We start from the raw sequence: 18,026 nt of genomic DNA on the forward strand, positions 1-18,026 counted from the left end.
CACAGTATGAAATTTCTGTGGTGCGATGCAGCTTTATTTATCCTTTAATTCAAATCCATGAAACAGAATATATCAACATTATATATCATTACAGGAGGCCCCGGGGCAGGAAAAACAACGTTGCTGGATGAATTACACCGGCATGAATGGATAACTGTGCCCGAAGAAGGAAGAAAAATCATTAAAGAACAAATGGATTCCGGTGGTGAAGGGCTTCCCTGGCTTAACAAAGAACTTTTTGCAGAACTGATGTTTAAAGAATCTGTAAAAACCTACCTGGAAATAAGCAAAATACCTCATAAGAAACCTGTTTTCTTTGACCGTGGGATATTGGATACATTGGGCTATATGAAACTTGAACATATTTCAATTCCGGTGTCTATGGAAGCACAAGCGAGAGAAATGGTTTATCATCATAATGTTTTCATTCTTCCCCCGTGGAAAGAAATCTATGAAAACGATCCTGAAAGAAAACAAACCTTTGAAAAAGCAGTGGAAACCTTTGAGTGTATGAAAGAAATTTATCAGGAATATGGTTATACTGTTATCGAAGTTCCTAAAGTTTCAATAGAAAGAAGAGCCCGTTTTATTCTTGATCGAATCACATAGAAAAAGCCCCTCATTCATCAATCATCATTTATCAACTATTATATGAACAATCTTCCTTTTGAAAAAGAACTGATCGAAATGGCTGACCAGGATCTGTCCGTCAGAGAAAAACTTTTGCTGGCTGGTGAATTATCCGGAGGATATCATCCTGAAATGGAAAATATTCATAGAGCCAATGCCAGACGGCTGCGGGAAATTATAGCAAAAATTGGTTATCCCACCATCTCAAAAGTCGGCGAGAAAGCTAATGATGCAGCCTGGCTGATTATCCAGCATGCTATCGGTGAACCTGAATTTATGAAAACATGTTATGCTACGATGGAAGAACATTCCAATGATATTAATCCTTTGCATAAAGCCTATTTATACGACAGAATTCAGGTTTTTCAGAGTAAACCTCAAAAGTATGGGACACAGTTGACCTCTGAAGGAAAAATTTACCCAGTAGAAAACAAAGAAAATTTAAATGCAGAGCGTGAAAAGGTAAATCTACGGGTTCTGCCTGAATCAGATATCAGCAAAATTCCGGAACCTGAAGCTATTCCGGAAATTGATAGCAAAGACGTTGAATATACAGCTTGGAGAAAAAAAGCAGGCTGGATTTAAGACTCTTTTAATAAAGGTCTCGGATCAAACAGAACTTTTAAAATACGGATCTTTCCATCTTTTATATGATACCATCCCGAAGATTCTATTGTTTTTTCTCCCATATCAATATTGTACCAGAAACAAACATCTTCACCGGAAGTAAAAGTCCTGATAATTTCATACTTAAATTTCATCTTCTGCATATCTTTCATATAAACAGAAGCTCCTTCTCTTTTACCCAATACTCCTATAAATTTAAAGTCAGGATCGAGACAGCTTTCCGCCTTGTCAAAATCTTCTTCATTTAAATAGCGGATAAACTGTTCTGCTACGTTTCGAGTTGTATCGTCCATAAATATTGTTTTTATTGTTGAATACAAAATTAAAGGTTCACTGAACATTCCCTTGTGACTATAATCACAAAATGCTTTTATCTCTTTTTGAATTTATTTTAAAACAGGAATTCTTCCTTTTGCATAGGCAATCTGTTCTTTTTCTTTGTTCTGATCCGGATTGTTTTTAAGATACAGCTGATAGTAGGTTGCTGCATTCTTAGGTTGTTTCAGGTTGAGATCATAAAGAAGTCCCAAACGGTAATAAATAATATTGCTGGTCCCAAAAGTCAGTCCTCTTTTGTAAGCGGTCACCGCCTCGTTATACTGATTTTGAGCTTCATAAATGCCTGCCAGTGCCGCATAGTAAAGGCTGGTGTGGTCTGAAATAGCTTCATCAATAGTCTTTTGAGTATAGATGGCCGCATTCTTATAATCTTTCAGTTCACGATAGCTCAATGCCATAAAATATAATGTGCCTTCATTTTGCACTCCCATATCTTCCAGCATTTTGTAAAGTATAATACATTTCTGATAATCCTTTACATAAAAATAAGCCTGTCCCACATCGTTCATTACATTCACATCAGCATGATTTTTCAGAAGCTTTTCACCAATTTCAATCACTTCCGGATATTGGGTGAGCTGATTGGCCACAGGCAGTAGGGCTTGTTGTAAAGTAAAGTTTTCGGTATCAGCAGCGATCGCTGTTTTCAATATATCATAAGCGGGTTGATATTGCTTAAGACCGCTGTAGGTTAGGGAAAGATCATAAGCCACATCAGGATCGGCAGCATTCAGGGTACTGGCTTTTTTAAGATAATGAAGTCTGGATTCAGGTGTTTCTGCATAAGCAGCAAGTTGTTTGTAAGCACTAAAATTAAGGCTGTCAAGCTGAATGATCTGTTGAAGATAGGTTTTGGCATTAGAAACATTTCCACGTCTCGAATTGATACTTGCCAGGCTGAATAAAGTAGGCACGTTGTTGGGTTGAATGGTATTGATTTTCAGATAATTTTTTTCTGCGTCCGGAAGTTTTCCCGCCATCATATTACAATAAGCAATTTGTGAAAGGGCTTTTATATCCTGTGTATCTCCGGGATATATGCTCTGAAGATAAGTAGCAGCATCAGCATAACGTTGTGTTTCGTAAAATTCAAGAAGTTTTTCAGTATCAATTTTTGCAGACTGGGCAGTAAGATTTTTAAAACTTAATAGAATAATACACAGGCAGATTCCTCTTTTCATCATGGTTATTTTTTAACTAAAATATTGGTTATTTATTGAGCTTCCAAATTTTAGACTCACTTATTGGGGATTATTTTAATGTTATGGCTGATTTACAATAAAACCCTAACCCCAATATCATTAGATTTCTTATATTCACTTTACGGAAAAAAGCAAAAGATATGGAAATAAAAACTGTGCAGTCATTCCTTGAGTATTATGAAAAAATAAGAGAAAGAACCAACCGTATTATTGAAGTTGTTCCTCCTGAACATATTAATTTTTCCTATAAACCCGGGAAATTTACCATTGGTGATCAGATAAGGCACATTGCTGCCATTGAACGGTATATGTATGGAGAAACCATTACAGGAAGAAAAAGTGCTTATCCCGGATGTGGTAAAGACCTTGCTGACGGCTATGAAAATACAGTTCAGTTTTTCAACGAAATGCACAGGCAGACTCTTCACATCATTGAAGGACTATCAGACGAAGATCTTACCAGAAAATGTCTTACCCCAGCCAATAGTGAAATTTCTGTATGGAAATGGCTTCGTGCCATGATAGAACATGAAATCCATCACAGGGCAGAATTGTATATCTATCTGAATCTTCTGGACGTAAAAACACCTCAGATTTATGGGCTTTCTGCAGAAGAAGTACAGGAGAAAAGTGTGAAATTATAATGTTCAAGGGGAATAGCTGAAGAATGCTCAATCGGTTGAGGTTAATTTGTATATTAGCCCATTCAAAAAATAATAATGACCAGACCTCTTATCATTCCACTTTTGTTATTCTTCAACACTGCCTATGCGCAGACCCAGGTGGAGCTTAAACCGGGAGACACCCTGAAATATTTGCCACATTCTCATAAACCATCGTGGATCTCCGTACAGTCTGCTGATGCTAATCTGGGAATCGCTTTGTTCACAGATGGAAAAAAAATGAGAGAGCAGGATGATTCCAGAGGAATAAAAAGTGTGGAGCGTTTGTATTTTACCCCTGAAAAAGGAAAAAAATATGAAGTAAAAATCTGGGCCAAATCTTATCTTGAAAAAAGTAAAATCGCAAAAGTATCTATTGCAGAATCCAAAAACGTACCTGTTTTGAACGGCCAGTTCAGTTCAGATCAGTTTGTAGAAGACCTTAAAACATTCCGGTCCATCCGGGAAAAAGCAAATTCCGGACTTTATGTATACAGAAGCAAAAAACAGATAGACAGCATCTACCAGCAGGCGGAACAAGAAGCCAGAAACAGTAAAAATATTTTTGAGTTCTATAAAGTCATTGCCAAACTTACCGGATTTGAAGGAAGCTGTCATAATTATACAGATCTACCCAATCATGCTTCATATTATCTCACCCAGAAACCTGAATATTTACCCATCACTCTGAAGAATATTGACGGACGCCTGCTTCAGGATTCAAAAGAGGCAGCAATACCTCTTGGTGCTGAAATACTCGCCGTCAACGGAGTTTCCGCAAAAGAAATGATCAGCCGCTTTTCTCAATACTATTTTTCTGACGGATATTCCATGCCCTACAAAGAAACAACAGGTTTTGAAAGAGGAATGCTGGATAAATTTTATATGGAATTTGGCAGCCATAAAAATTATGTGATTCAATATAAGTGGAATGACACTGTAAAAGAAATTGCTCTGCCGGGAATACCGCTGGAAAATTTTAAAAAACTTCAGGAATCCAGATATTCGCTTGCCTTTGACAAAAAATTGCTGTCTGAAAAATATAGTTTCAGCAAAGAAGGAGAAAATATTTACAGATTATCTTTGAGAGGATTTGATTTTGCAACCGGAAAAGAAGATCCCGCCTATAAAAAATTCAGTGCTTTTCTTGAGCAGATGATGGATACTCTGGAAAAGGAGAATATACAGAATCTGATTATTGATCTTAGAGGAAATACAGGAGGCACAGGAGCACTTTATGAAAAAGTATTCTCTTATCTTACGCAAAGACCATTTCGTGATAGTCACTATGCTTATACCCAGTTCAATGAAGTTCCTTTGGAAGAAAAACTGGTTATCACACCTCTTTTTCTTTCTAACGGAGTACAGGATAAGCATGGACTGAATGCCTATCTGAAGCAGCTTTATCCTAAAAGTGTTCAGGGAAAATATTATTGGGCAGATGACAAAAATCCTTCCATTATGCCTAATGAAAGAACTTTTAAAGGACAGCTTTACCTTCTCGTAGACCAGAGGGTAGCTTCTGCAGCTTCACATTTGGCTTCTCTCATTAAATCCTATACTAATGCCATTGTGATTGGAAAAGAAACCGTTGGTGGATACTACGAACATAATGGCCATCTTCCGTTAGTGTATGAACTACCAAATACAGGAATTCAGACCGGATTTTCTATTGTTCATGTCATTCAGGATGCTCAAAACCTTCCTGATCAGAAAAGAGGACAGGGAATTATTCCTCACATTACCATACAGCAGACCGATCATGAATTTTTGGATCAGACCGATGTTTATCTGAAAAAAGTATCAGAAATCAGAAAATAATAAAGAAACTCAATCATATCTATAAAGCAGCTGTACATTAAAAGTATACAGCTGCTTTTTTATTTCAATCAGCAAAAATATTTTAAATTATTTCTATTTTAAGTGATAAATTAGTGTTCTTCAATTATTAAAAATTGTTAAATATTTGTTTGATATAGAGATGTTTATTTCTTTTTTTTAATCATTTACTTTAGAATTATTTATAAAAAGTCGTAGAACTACGACAAAATTTCAGATTACCTGATGAAAATTTTCTGAATAGCAATTACCGTTTTATCTTTGTACTACCACCAATCCAATTATAAAAAATTAATAATGATTAAAATCTGCATATTACAACCATAAAATCAAGAGAAATCTTGAAATTCAACAGGGTTATGAAGTAAACTTACTCTTACACTTTTCCTTTTTAATACCCTGTTCTGATCTCAATATCCGGATTCATTTTTACAAATGAAGTATGGATAACGAAAATTGTATCTGAACTTTGTTGCTCAGATCAATTTCAGGCTTAAAAAAATCTGACACTCAATCAATCAAAATATTACCATTATGTTTCAGGACGATCATTCACCCAAAATGCCTGTTTCCCAAGATAAAATTTCAGCTGTAAAGAATATTAAAGAAACATTGACAGATCAGGCTGTCAGCAAAGCTGATCAGGAAGTACAGGAAAAATCGAGCGGAACCATTAAGAAAGCTACAGAAAAAATGGCTCAGGCTCAGGCGTATACAGGCCTGGTTCAAAACGGTTCTCAAATGTTTATGAATCAGGTTAAACAACCGAACCCTCCTACACTGGTAGAAGATAAGGTATGGACTAAACAGCCAACTTCAGGGATTTATAATGCCAGTACAATACCCGGAAACCAGGTCGCCGGGATCAATCGTGTGGTAAAACTTGAAATTGTAATTGATGGAAAAGTGATAAAACATTTCAAGCATTTTCAGTTAAAACAAAGTGCGGTAAAACATCATGAATTCGATCTGATGCTGGCTCACGATACCTTAGGAAGTTCAGAAAACCACAATCTGGAAGAAGCTCAGAACTTTCTTGGAAAAAGAATTACCGTCATTTTCAGATATAAAGACGTTGAAGACGGCCCGGAAAGAAACTTTGTAGGAGTGATCACAGAAGTAGGTTTCAGCCAGGAAAAAGGAAGCCTGGGAAATATTGTTCTTACAGGATCGAGCCCTACGGTTCTTTTGGATGCAGCTCCTCATATTCAAAGTTTTGGCGGAGCACAGGAAATCAGTCTCAACAGTATTGCAGATCAGGTAATCAAAGAAGGACTGGGGCAAAGCAGTTTTGATTTCAGAGTAGATGCAGCCCATGGAAATGTTTCCTACAGCTCGCAATATGAAGAGACTCACTATAACTATCTTGCCAGGATTGCAGAAGCTTACGGTGAACAGTTCTATTATGATGGTGAAGTGCTGCATTTCGGAAAGCTTCCGCCTCAGGAAAAACCTGTGAAGCTTACGTATGGTAGCAGCGTGAGCGATGTTAAGATAAAAATGAAAGCTCAGCACGTTAATCCTTCATTTTATGGTTATAACAGCAGTAAAAATGAAAAATTAACAGCAGGAAATTCAAAAATTAACCATACCTCTGATATCGCCAAAAGAGCGTATGAAATTTCAGAAAAAACTTTTACAACACCATCGTTGAGAGTTGCTCCCATAAAAGCAGTGTCTTTCATGGATGTGGAAACTTCCCAGAAAGGAACTGCCGGAAGTAAGGCCGCTGAAGTATTTGTGATTTCAGGAATCACCACAGTGCCATTTCTTTATCCAGGCTGTATCGCAGATATAGAAATGAGAAAAGCTGAAAGTAGTGAAACAACCTATTTTACCAAACTGATGATTACGGATATGTATCATGAGGTAGATGCAAGAGGATATTATACCGGAACATTTGAGGCTATAGCTTCGGATACCGGATTTATTCCCCGTCCGGAGTTTCATACCCCGAAAGCAGATGCTCAATTTGCCAAAGTAATTTCCAATGTAGATCCTTTAAACCAGGGTAGAGTTAAAGTACAATTCGACTGGCAGAATGGTTCTACTACGACAGAATATATCAGGGTAATGACTCCCGATGGAGGAGGCAGCGAAAAAGTGAGCAAAAATCGTGGATTCATGGCGATTCCGGAAGAAGGAGATCAGGTAGTGGTCAATTTCGCACACCAGCATCCTGACCGTCCGTTTGTAATGGGAGGAATGTTTCATGGAGGCGTTGGCGGTGGCGGAGGAGCCGGAAATAATATTAAAAGCTTAAGCAGTAAAAGCGGGCATACAATGAGTCTGGATGATGCCGGAGGAATTACCGTAAAAGATAAAGATCAGAATTCTGTTTTTCTGGATGGAGCCGGAAATATAAGCATAGACAGTAAAATTTCCATTACGCTGAATTGTGGAAGCAGTTCAATTTATATGGATAAAGAGGGAAATATTCAGATTAAAGGAAAAGAAATATTCGTACAGGGAGTCAATATTGGTGTTGGTGGAACAACGAGTATCGGAGTTGGAGTAGGACCTGAAGACGGTGAACCTACTTCCGGTGTCGGAATTAAATCTGATACGCTCGATATCGGAACCAATACGCTTTCTATGAGAGGTGATACTGAAGCCAATCTGAGTAGTGGAGGAAAAATCAACGTAGGAGGTGGAAGTGAGACGAATATTGTAAGTGGAACTGTAAAACTGAATTAATGAATCCGGTAGATTTGGAGCTGGTTAAATTAAAAAGACAATGGCAGAAAGTCGTTTCAAAAAATGAAGAAAAACCTATGCTGATCTGTATAGGAGAAAAACATGAAACCGATCTTTTTGACGGATTTATCAAGTCGAAGCTTTCTGAAGATGAAGAAGGCGATGATGTCTTTTTACTCCATTATCAGGAATTTGACGGAATGAACTCCTTCGGACAGACCTTATTGGATGAATGGACTGAGTTCTATGAGATGCTGAAAAAAAGCGAAGAAAATATACCCCAATGGAATTTGAAAAACCCGGAAGAAAACTTTAAAACAGATGCATATAAGGCATTTTATCCTTTAATGGAATTAAAGAAAAACTTCCCCAATATTAAAGAGTCTAAAATCTACATCTACATTGCTCCGCTCAGGATCAGCGATACCGAAGAACTTTCTTTGTGGGTGAAAGAGTGGTGCAGGATCTGTGAAACATCAGAAAATAAAGATATTAAACTGGTTTGGGCAGAACATCACACCTACAGAACATTGCCGGAAATCACTTCAGCACACAGGTTCAGAATAGAGGTCGACATTCATCAGTTGATGCAGAATACAGCTGCTCATACCAACCGTAAGAAGAACAGCCCTGATACGGATTTTCAACAGCAGATTCTTATCGCAAGTAATCATTTAAGCAAAGAAAGATTCAGAGAAGCTGAACATGCGTTAAAAACAGCCGTAAAACTTGCCCGGGAACAAAAGAACAAACAAGGAGAGATTTCTGCCTATTTTATGCTTACTCAGGCTTATACCGCGGATAGAAAAAAAGAAAAAGCAGAAGATACCTATCAGACGATATTGAAAGAAGTGGAGCAGGATACACCCCTTGAAGTTCAGATGTATATGAATTATGGTAGCTATCTGTTAGGGAACTCCAAAAAGGCTAAAGCAGAAAAAATATTTGAAAAAGCTGCAGAAACTGCTCAGAAAATAGGAGAATATGCAATGGCGATTGAGTGTTACAGAATCATCGCTACATTGAATGATACGGTTCTTACAAAAGATAAAATGATCAGATATTTTGAAAAATGTCTGGATATAGCAAAATTGATGGATTCTTCAGCAAGAGAACAGAGCAGCCTGAGGTTTGTAGCCTCCATGCTTATTCTCAAATATGAAGGCGACACCGATAAAAAAACAATACTGGACAATGAAATGAAGACTTATTTTGGTGATGACTGGAAGGTGAGTGTAGAAAAACCAAAAGCAGGGTAATCTCAAATTAAAAGAATCATGGCAGATCTGAATAAAAAAACAGTAAAACCGATCAAGGTAGCAAAGCCGGACATGAACCCGGACCGCTCCTGGAAGGTAAACGCAGACGTTACTTCGGTAAGTTGGGATAAAACCACTCAGGGCTGGAAAAACGGAATGAAAAATAATTTTGATTCCCTGAATCCTGTTTCTATGGCTAAATCCATAGTAGGAGCAGATGCCGGACAGCCGGAAGAAAGCAGTGGAGGCGGAGGTGGCGACAGTGCTGTGACAACAGAAAGAGCAGCTCCGGAAAGCAAAGTAAAACTGATTAAGGTCAATAATCCTGCAATGCCTTCCACAGCCATTCAGCATACAAGTAAGCATTTTGATATTGTGCTGGCCATTGATATCCACTGGACGCTCATTCCACCGCCACCTTCCTTCATGTTTATTCCTTTGCCCTTGCCTCATCCGTTTATTGGGATTGTTTTTGATATTATGGATTATATCACCATTAAAATTACAATTCCACAATTTGCACGAAACCTGATGCCCTCTCTTCCTGAAAATATTCCGCTGGGAGGCTCAATATATGTTCACGGAAGGCATAAAGCTACCACTACAACCAGTGTGATGGGAGTGGTTATTCCGTTCAGACACGTCACATCACTTATTCCGGTGTATATCATTCCTTTTCCTCAGGAAGCTCCCCATGAAGGAGAAGTGTATTACGGTTCACAGACCGTTCTGGCGCAGGGAAGTAAAATGAGCGGTAACCAGCCTCAGCAGGTATTAACCTGTATGGGATTTCCTTTTGGAATGACAATGCTGCCCGCAATGCCGGATAAGCCGAAAAAAAATCCACTGGCCTATTTTGCTTTTTACAATAACTTTTCAAGCATGTATATTCAGATCAATACGGGTGGACCGGTATTGGTAGGAGGCGCTTTTGTACCCCATGTTTATACCGCCGGAGAAATGGTGATGCGTCTTGCCGGAATGTTTTTAATGAGAAGTTTAACCAAGAAATTAGGAAAACTGGGAGCTAACGGTTTAAAAAAGCTGAACAACAGTGTTCTTAAAAAAGCTCCTTTTAATAAATTCAAATTAGCCAATGCCTTATCCAAAAAATTATGTCATTACGGCCTTGAACCTGTGAATTTTGCAACTGGTGCCATGGTTTTCGAATGGGATGATTTTATTATTCAGGGCAGTACACCTTTAACCTGGAAAAATATCTGGCACAGTGACAGACCTTATGATTTCGGACCTCTTGGAAATGGCGTTTTCAATAATCACGATCTGTTTATTCTTCCTGATGAAGATAATAAGTTTGCAGGCTGGATGCACCCGGACGAAAATATGGCAATGCTGATTTCTGCACCTGAGATCGGAGAAGAAATGACTTATTTCAGAGATCAAAAGATATGGCAGTACAGACCCAATAGCAGTATTTGGATTGTTCGTAAAGGAACTGATATCTACACTTATACCCGCTTTCATCATGTTACAGAAGGAGTGATATATAAAGTTGCAAAGATCGAATATGGTGACGGAACTGTTCGCGAATATGAGTATGAAGCCCGGAATATTGTACTGAAAAGTATAAAAGATGTTAAAAGTGGCTGCAGTATAGAAACTGTGATTCACCCGGAACACAAAAAAGTAACAGAAGTTTATTATTGTTATAAAAAACAGAGAGATCTTCAGGTCAGGTATGATTACGATGAACGTGGTAATCTTACCCATGTCTGGGATATTCATAAAAAAGCCATTGTGTTTGATTATGATGGAGAAAATCATGTGGTGAGAAGAACCAACCGTAACGGAATGAGCTATCAGTGGAAATATGACAAAAACGGAAGAGTAGTTCATACCAAAGGTACGGATGGATATATGGAAGGAAGACTTCATTACCATGATAAGGAAGGTTACACAGAAGTTATCTATCCAAAGCAAAGCAATAAAACCGAGGAATATCATTATGATGAAAACTTTCTGGTTTACAAAAAAGTAGATGGAGAAGGTGGAGAAACCTGGTACGATTATACAGCCCACAACGAGTTGAAAATGATAGGGTCCCCGGAAGGAAGAGTTCAGGGATATACCTATGATGAAATGGGAAATATTAAAGTTTTCCATACCCCGGATGGCGAAGAATACCATTATCAGTACAATGAATTCGGACAGGTAATTGCCCGTTTCTCTCCTTCTGGAGCTTCGGAAACATGGAGCTATGATGAAGAGGGAAAACTGATCAGCTATACCGACCCTGCCGAAGAAACTGTATACTATGAATATGCAGACGGTGAAAAAATTCCTGAAAGCAGCAGCAGAGAAGAGATTGTTACTTATTATAAATATAACCAAAGAGGTCAGCTTACTCAGCTCACCAACACTGCCGGAGCCGAGCAGTACTGGAAATATGATGAGTATGGAAGGCTGACGGTGTTCAGCCCGGGCTCTTTAAACAGAACCCTCTGGAACAGGGATAAAATGGGAAGAGTGGTTGAAGTGAACGAACAGGGGCAATTCCCGTTAAAACTCCGTTACGATGCCTATGATCTTCCTGTGTATGCCACAGATGGTCGTGCAGAATGGCTCATGAGTTATACGCCGATGGGAAGCCTTAAACGTCAGGTCCGTAGAAATGCTTTGTCCCATAAAAAAGAAGAAACGTTGGTTTTCGGATATGATGCTTATGAAAACCTGATGAGCATTACCAATGAGAAAGGAGAAGTTTACCGGTTTGAAAGAAACTATAATGACGAAGTCACCGGGGAGATAGGTTTTGACGGTCAGAAAAAGTTCTTTGTAAGAGATAAAGACGGAATGGTTACCAAAACCAGGACTCCTCAGGGAAAAGATATTTTTCATGAATATGATCTGGGCGGAAGATTAACACAGACCCATTATCCCGACGGAACCTGGGAAGCCTATCAGTATGACACTTCAGGATTATTGGTTAAAGCAGATAATGAAAACAGCAGTGTCGCTTTTCAGAGAAATAAATTAGGACAGGTCACCAGTGAAAAACAGGGTGAGCATACGATTCAATATGAATATGACAGTCAGGCAAATCTGATTGGTCTAAAAAGCAGCCTGGGAGCCGAAGTAGACTATTCTTATAATGATCTGGGACAGCTTACATCGGTAACTGCCGCTACTCCGGAAGTGCATGCACCCTGGCAGATGAATCTTGAGATCAGCCGGAACGGGCAGATGCATTCCCGTGAAATGACCGGCGGGGTGGAAAGCACTTTTGAATTTGACCATATCGGAATGCCGGTAAGTCAGAAAGTAATAGTAAATAAAACCAATACTACCTTCCATAAAGATTACAACTGGGGAGCAGGAAGCAGGTTGCTGCATATGCTGGACAGGGTGACGGGAGGAAGAACAAGATTTGATTACGATGCTTTCGGAAATCTCGTTGCTGCAGAATATTCAAGCGGAGAGGTACAGTACAAAAATCCGGATGCTACGGGATGTTTATATGAAAGTGCCCGGCAGACTGACCGCGTCTACGACAAAGGAGGAAAGCTGATGCGTGATAAAAACTGGTTCTATCATTACGATACAGAAGGGAATTTATTGTTAAAAAGTAAACGGCCAATCAACGATGCCAGACCTGAGCATAAAGAAGAACAGGAGAATACGCATCCTTATTATAAAACCATTGCTTCAGATTGGCTGAACAGCCCGAAACTGCCGGATGGAGCTGATTTACCCAATGTAGCGGAAAACTCTCCAACAGAAATTCAAAGCACGGAATGGTCCGCCGGAGACTGGGCATATTCCTGGAATGCCAACGGAATGCTGGCCAAAGTAAAACGCCCCGACGGCAAAGAAGTAAGCTTTGAGTATGACGCCCTCGGCAGAAGAACCTCAAAAATTGGTCTGAAGAAAATAACTCGTTATATTTGGGATGGTAATGTTCTTCTGCAGGAATGGAGCTATGATGCAGAAGAAGTTCCTGTAACGGTTGTAGATGATGACGGGAATGTCAGCGTTGGAAAAGAACCTGTGGAGAATGTGGTGACCTGGGTGTATGAGCGAAATTCATATATACCATGTGCCAAAATTATCAATGGAGAAAGTTACTGCATTGTTTCTGACTATATAGGCAGACCTGTTCAGGCTTTTGATGAAGGAGGGCAAACCATATGGAGTACAGAATATGATGCCTATGGAAACCTTAAAAACTTAAAAGGAAATAGATATTTTATTCCTTTCAGACAGCTTGGGCAGTATGAAGATGTAGAAATAGATGGGCTTTATTATAATCGTTTTAGATACTATGATATTCAAAGCGGAAATTATATAAGTAAAGATCCAATAGGTCTTTTAGGAAATAATCCTACATTATATGGATATGTGAAAGATATAAATGCCTGGATTGATGTTTTTGGTTTACATGAAGTAATAGGTTCCCTTGATGGAGTTCCTGTAACAACTCCTAAAGGTGGTTATTCATGGTATAGTACTCCGGGGTCATCAAAAGCCCCTTTTAATGGATTTGGAGCTAGAGGACATAGTGAAGCAAAATTATTAGAACATTTGGAAAGCACTAAAGGAGGGAATTTAAAAGGAACTAATTTGGAAATTATATCAATGGGACAAATGACAAAAGGAGGAAAAGGACAGCTATCTACTTTGCCTCCCTGCGATAGATGTTTGAAGGGACTTGAAGCTTTCGCAAATAAACATGAAATGGATATATCTTATAAATGGGAAGGTGGTGAAGTTACATTTAAAGGATATAAATAAATACTATATAGTGCATAATGAACATAAATTACATAAAAGAAAAATTAAATTTTCTTAAAGCTAATCCAGGGAAATTGAATACAATCATACAAAAAGAGTTTTTTCTTAATCCTGTTATCCCTGAATCAGAAGTTTTTTCTATTGAAAACAACAATAAAATTAAGTTTCCTGAAGATTACAGAGATTTTATTACGAAAGTAGGGAATGGTTGCATTGGACCTGATTATGGTCTTTTATCATTACAGGAATCAATGATTGACTTTAAGCTCAGAACAAAACCTGCGATTAATTTATCAATACCTTTTCCTTATTCTGAAAGCTGGAATGAAGATTGGATTTTTGATATTGATTGGGATGGTGGAGAGCGGCCAGATGAAGACCAATTAAATCCATATATGGATACTAGCCATATAAATGGATGTTTACAGATTGGTCATATTGGGCATGGATGTACATATCTTTTGGTTGTAAACGGAAGTGAACGTGGAAAAATTTGGACTGATGACAGAGCTGATTATGGAGGCATAAATCCTTTACTGGATGATAATGGCCTGGCAATATCTTTTGAACGTTGGTATCTTGATTGGCTTGAGGAAGTTATTGATTAAAGTGAAGCAGGCTTGAGATCGAGCATTAAACTGAATAAAAATTATAATAATGTCAATCAAATAAGGGTACTTCAATTTACATGACTGGGATCGGGTAGAATTTTTAAAGAAAATTGAATTTGAAGATGCGCATTCCAAATGGGAATTATTGGATCATATTATTCAAGATGAAGAAGAGTATGATTTAGCCCGTATTGAAGCATTGAAAATTTTAGAAATTGCTGAAATTCCGGGTCAAATCAAAGACAAGATTATGAAAACTCTCATTGAAGTTATCGAAAATACAGAAGATTACGATGTTAAAAACTATGCAACAAGTGCGATGGTAAATTTTGTAGAATATTCTCAAATAAGAACTGTCGCAAAAAATCTGGTTTTAAACATAGATGAAGATATTGATATATGTTATAATGCTTTTGATGTCGTCAAGAAAATTTCTGACATAGATGAAAGAAATGAAATACTAAAGAAGTTACTTAATGATACGGATTTTCAGAAATCTACTCGGAGAGTTCTTAGTTTTTGAGCAAGTATTGTAAAGTCTATTAAATCGTTAGAATAAAAAATACTGTATAGAATATGTAATCCAAATCCAATTCAAATATATTATGAAAAAAATATTCTCAGAACTTAAAGGTTTCGTGGTGTTTAGTCCACAGCTTTTAGCAAAATATCTGGAAGAAAATCACCTTTCCGGTAATAATATTTTAAAATATTTTGTAGAAAACGAACATGGGGATGAAATAACAAAATCAGGAATTGCTATTCCAATTATAGGGGTAGAGGAAGACTATTACACATTCCGTGTTTCTGTAAATGAGGAAAAAATTCTGAATGATGATGAAGTAGAGGTAGAATCAAGAGGCTGGGTATTTCAGAGCGCCAATAATGAAGTGAAAATTGTAGGAATTGGCTATTTAAAAGATATTACTGCCATTAATGAGGAAAACAGTATTACGCTATCGTTGGAAAACGGATGGCATTCTTTAAAGATTCGGGGAGGAAGTAAAAACGGCGAAAGATTATTTGAGTTGCATATGGAGAAACAGGATGCATACCCGGCTTTCAGCGGAGATGTTACTACCGAATATTATTACGGATAAAAAATATGTAAAAAAAAAGATCCAAGTAGAAATGTTTTATTTCTGAGTTTAAATAGCTGATGTTGAGATTGTAGTGCCTATATTTTCTTAGGCTGAGAACACGGCTATCCCTTTAAAACTCCAGAAAATGCGAATTTTCTTTAAAAAATATTTTGTCAGTATTAAAAAACTTTCTATATTTGCACCACTGAAAACAACGGTACTACCGGAGTTAAAGGAGAGTTGGCAGAGTGGTCGATTGCGGCAGTCTTGAAAACTGTTGACTGTAACAGGTCCGGGGGTTCGAATCCCTCACTCTCCGCAAAGAAAACCTTAAATCAATTGATTTAAGGTTTTTTTATTTTTTCTTCTTTCCACTTTTCTGCTCTTCTGTGTACGCAAGATAATTACTTAAGAAATATTTACTTAAATAAGGATTTATCTTCTGACTAAAACCAAATTCTTACCTGTTATTGATCTTATACCTTGAAAATAGTACATTATTTTTCTATATGAATATGTGCCAATTATGAAATGAGTTCTTAATATTGATTATTAAATAGTATTTTTTTAATAAGATCAGTCTGTAAATACAAATTATAAATGTTTAAAATTTAAATCAAAAAAGAAATCAAATAGTTGATACAATAGGGAGAGCATTTGTTTTTTTTATGAAATGTAAACTATTGTAAATGTTTGTATTAATATATTAAATGATTTGAAAAACTGGAATTTAAAAATAAATCTAATAAAATTTGATTTTATTCTGGGGAATGTGTTTGTTTGCTATGTGATTCATTTGTGGAGTAATTTGATTTACAATGAATCTAATAACAAAACATTAATATTTTAAAAATTTATTTGATGAAAACAAAATCATTACAAAAATTAGGAAGTTTTCAACTTCAAAATGAAAAATTATCAACAGTTTTAGGAGGACAAGGAGGCCCTGCTTTACCTAGTTTTGGTCTTGAGCCTACGGTTACTGGAGGTGGAGAGGTTGAATTACCTTCAGGTCCTGGTGGTGCATGTGTTTGTACTGGTTATACAAGTGATTTGGATTTCCATAACGGAGGTATGGGGTATAACGGAACATATCCAATAGATAAATCTTGTAACCCTTAAACTTTGTAACCTTTAAAAAAGAAAAGATGAGAAGCATGATTGCTTCTCATTTTACAATTTTAGATTAGATATCAATGAGAAGTACATTAATATTACTGTTTGCAATAGTCACCTCAATGATAAATGCTCAAGATTTTGAGTTGAAAAACCCGTATCTTATCAAGTATTATGAGTTGATAAATGAAGCCGAAAATAAAATTATTTCCAATGATTTAGCAGGTGCAAATAATCTATATAAAGAAGCATTTAAAGAATTCAAATATCCATATGCAAAAGACATACAAAACAGTATGAATGTGGCTTTGAGATTAAAAGATTTTGAAAATGCTTATTATGCTTATCATTCGTTAAAATGTTTAGGGAAGTTGTTTGATGTTAGCTTTTTATCTGAAAACTTAAAAAATAGTGAGAAGTATAAAATGAAACCTTGTGAAAACAAGATTGATTTACAATACAAAAAAACTTTAGATTCATTGTATGAACTGGATCAGTACTACAGAAAATTGTCAGGAGGCAACTATGACGCATATAAAAAAGAACTGACAAAAAGCGACAGTATTGCATCCAAAAATCTGCTTAGATTGATTCAAAAGAAAGGATTTCCTAATGAATATACTATTGGACTAACATCCGCAGATAATATGTTCTATCAAAAATTCTATTACATTATTTGGCATCAGCTGGCTAATAATCACTATAGCAGTCAGAAAGTTAATTTTTCAAAAGAGATACTTACGGCTTTAAATGAAGGAAAGATAAGACCTGATATTGCAGGACAATTATTTGATTTAAATAATGGAACAAAAGATTATTCATTTTTTAAAATTTATCAATTTACTGTTAATAATGAGAAAGTAGATTGTTGCTATATATCCGAGGCAATCTTACCAGAAAAGAGAGCGGCAGAAGTAAATACTAAAATAAAAGAAATTAATAGGAAAAGACAATTAATAGGTCTGACATCAACTGAAGAGGAAGCTAAAAAAAATATTTTCTTTTTAAGTAATAAAGACTATGTTTTTACAAGTTTTACTATAGAAGGTTTTCAGTTTAAGAATAATAATGATGCTGAGTTGTTTAAAAAATACTTAATTAAGCTAGATAATACTAATCATTAGTTATAGATAATGTAAGGAAGTGTATTCATTTTGATGATTTTCACGAGATTAAAATACTTTCGTGATAGTTTCTTTTTTTAATATTA

At 36.7% G+C, this 18,026-nt stretch carries 14 protein-coding genes and 1 tRNA gene; 13 read left to right on the plus strand and 2 right to left on the minus strand.

What is annotated here, in order from left to right:
* The first annotated feature begins 57 nt into the window (after positions 1-57).
* Together RAH34_RS11080 and RAH34_RS11085 are read left to right on the plus strand one after the other, a co-directional pair.
* Entirely contained in the window at positions 58-609 is a 552-nt protein-coding gene (locus RAH34_RS11080) for an AAA family ATPase (RefSeq protein WP_306596183.1), read from the plus strand.
* A 42-nt stretch (positions 610-651) separates the two neighbouring features.
* Positions 652-1,215, plus strand: coding sequence for a DUF6624 domain-containing protein (locus RAH34_RS11085; RefSeq protein WP_306596184.1), 564 nt, complete (start codon positions 652-654; stop codon positions 1,213-1,215).
* On the opposite strand, the gene RAH34_RS11090 is transcribed toward RAH34_RS11085, so the two are convergent.
* Together RAH34_RS11090 and RAH34_RS11095 are read right to left on the minus strand one after the other, a co-directional pair.
* On the minus strand, positions 1,212-1,550 hold the full coding sequence (locus RAH34_RS11090; RefSeq protein ID WP_306596185.1) for a nuclear transport factor 2 family protein: 339 nt from the start codon (positions 1,548-1,550) through the stop codon (positions 1,212-1,214). The two genes, RAH34_RS11085 and RAH34_RS11090, sit on opposite strands and share 4 nt — an antisense overlap.
* Positions 1,551-1,643: 93 nt before the next feature.
* Entirely contained in the window at positions 1,644-2,780 is a 1,137-nt protein-coding gene (locus tag RAH34_RS11095) for a tetratricopeptide repeat protein (protein ID WP_306596186.1), read from the minus strand.
* 158 nt (positions 2,781-2,938) lie between these two features.
* On the opposite strand from RAH34_RS11095, the gene RAH34_RS11100 reads away from it, so the two are divergent.
* The 11 genes from RAH34_RS11100 (at position 2,939) to RAH34_RS11150 (ending at position 17,940) form a co-directional block, all read left to right on the plus strand.
* Entirely contained in the window at positions 2,939-3,442 is a 504-nt protein-coding gene (locus RAH34_RS11100) for a DinB family protein (protein WP_306596187.1), read from the plus strand.
* Positions 3,443-3,517: 75 nt separating this feature from the next.
* Positions 3,518-5,281 carry a S41 family peptidase gene (locus tag RAH34_RS11105; RefSeq protein WP_306596188.1) on the plus strand — a complete coding sequence of 588 codons (1,764 nt, stop codon included), beginning with the start codon at positions 3,518-3,520 and terminating at the stop codon, positions 5,279-5,281.
* 552 nt (positions 5,282-5,833) lie between these two features.
* Complete coding sequence (locus RAH34_RS11110) at positions 5,834-7,996, plus strand: type VI secretion system Vgr family protein (RefSeq protein ID WP_306596189.1); 2,163 nt, start codon at positions 5,834-5,836, stop codon at positions 7,994-7,996.
* Positions 7,996-9,255 (plus strand): lipopolysaccharide assembly protein LapB, encoded by a 1,260-nt coding sequence (locus RAH34_RS11115; RefSeq protein WP_306596190.1) that lies wholly within the window; start codon positions 7,996-7,998, stop codon positions 9,253-9,255. Before RAH34_RS11110 ends, RAH34_RS11115 begins: the two co-directional genes overlap by 1 nt.
* An 18-nt stretch (positions 9,256-9,273) precedes the next feature.
* On the plus strand, positions 9,274-14,007 hold the full coding sequence (locus RAH34_RS11120) for an RHS repeat-associated core domain-containing protein (RefSeq protein WP_306596192.1): 4,734 nt from the start codon (positions 9,274-9,276) through the stop codon (positions 14,005-14,007).
* Between the two features lie 17 nt (positions 14,008-14,024).
* A complete protein-coding gene (locus tag RAH34_RS11125) occupies positions 14,025-14,615 on the plus strand; it encodes an SMI1/KNR4 family protein (protein WP_306596193.1) in 591 nt (196 codons plus the stop codon).
* A 148-nt stretch (positions 14,616-14,763) separates the two neighbouring features.
* On the plus strand, positions 14,764-15,141 hold the full coding sequence (locus tag RAH34_RS11130) for a hypothetical protein (RefSeq protein ID WP_306596194.1): 378 nt from the start codon (positions 14,764-14,766) through the stop codon (positions 15,139-15,141).
* Between the two features lie 82 nt (positions 15,142-15,223).
* On the plus strand, positions 15,224-15,718 hold the full coding sequence (locus tag RAH34_RS11135; protein WP_306596195.1) for a hypothetical protein: 495 nt from the start codon (positions 15,224-15,226) through the stop codon (positions 15,716-15,718).
* Between the two features lie 216 nt (positions 15,719-15,934).
* Positions 15,935-16,019, plus strand: a tRNA-Ser gene (locus RAH34_RS11140).
* 542 nt (positions 16,020-16,561) lie between these two features.
* Positions 16,562-16,822 carry a hypothetical protein gene (locus RAH34_RS11145; protein ID WP_047423286.1) on the plus strand — a complete coding sequence of 87 codons (261 nt, stop codon included), beginning with the start codon at positions 16,562-16,564 and terminating at the stop codon, positions 16,820-16,822.
* A gap of 74 nt (positions 16,823-16,896) precedes the next feature.
* Positions 16,897-17,940 carry a hypothetical protein gene (locus tag RAH34_RS11150; RefSeq protein WP_306596196.1) on the plus strand — a complete coding sequence of 348 codons (1,044 nt, stop codon included), beginning with the start codon at positions 16,897-16,899 and terminating at the stop codon, positions 17,938-17,940.
* Positions 17,941-18,026 lie beyond the last annotated feature (86 nt).

The organism is Chryseobacterium sp. WLY505, from assembly GCF_030846215.1.
GTDB lineage: Bacteria > Bacteroidota > Bacteroidia > Flavobacteriales > Weeksellaceae > Chryseobacterium.

Bases quoted from the DNA above. Each gene is read 5' to 3' on its own strand.
- RAH34_RS11135 (WP_306596195.1), top strand. From the start codon at position 15,224: ATGAAAAAAATATTCTCAGAACTTAAAGGTTTCGTGGTGTTTAGTCCA.
- RAH34_RS11150 (WP_306596196.1), top strand. From the start codon at position 16,897: ATGAGAAGTACATTAATATTACTGTTTGCAATAGTCACCTCAATGATA.
- RAH34_RS11145 (WP_047423286.1), top strand. From the start codon at position 16,562: ATGAAAACAAAATCATTACAAAAATTAGGAAGTTTTCAACTTCAAAAT.
- RAH34_RS11110 (WP_306596189.1), top strand. From the start codon at position 5,834: ATGTTTCAGGACGATCATTCACCCAAAATGCCTGTTTCCCAAGATAAA.
- RAH34_RS11085 (WP_306596184.1), top strand. From the start codon at position 652: ATGAACAATCTTCCTTTTGAAAAAGAACTGATCGAAATGGCTGACCAG.
- RAH34_RS11105 (WP_306596188.1), top strand. From the start codon at position 3,518: ATGACCAGACCTCTTATCATTCCACTTTTGTTATTCTTCAACACTGCC.
- RAH34_RS11125 (WP_306596193.1), top strand. From the start codon at position 14,025: ATGAACATAAATTACATAAAAGAAAAATTAAATTTTCTTAAAGCTAAT.
- RAH34_RS11120 (WP_306596192.1), top strand. From the start codon at position 9,274: ATGGCAGATCTGAATAAAAAAACAGTAAAACCGATCAAGGTAGCAAAG.
- RAH34_RS11100 (WP_306596187.1), top strand. From the start codon at position 2,939: ATGGAAATAAAAACTGTGCAGTCATTCCTTGAGTATTATGAAAAAATA.
- RAH34_RS11095 (WP_306596186.1), bottom strand. From the start codon at position 2,780: ATGATGAAAAGAGGAATCTGCCTGTGTATTATTCTATTAAGTTTTAAA.
- RAH34_RS11080 (WP_306596183.1), top strand. From the start codon at position 58: ATGAAACAGAATATATCAACATTATATATCATTACAGGAGGCCCCGGG.
- RAH34_RS11115 (WP_306596190.1), top strand. From the start codon at position 7,996: ATGAATCCGGTAGATTTGGAGCTGGTTAAATTAAAAAGACAATGGCAG.
- RAH34_RS11090 (WP_306596185.1), bottom strand. From the start codon at position 1,550: ATGGACGATACAACTCGAAACGTAGCAGAACAGTTTATCCGCTATTTA.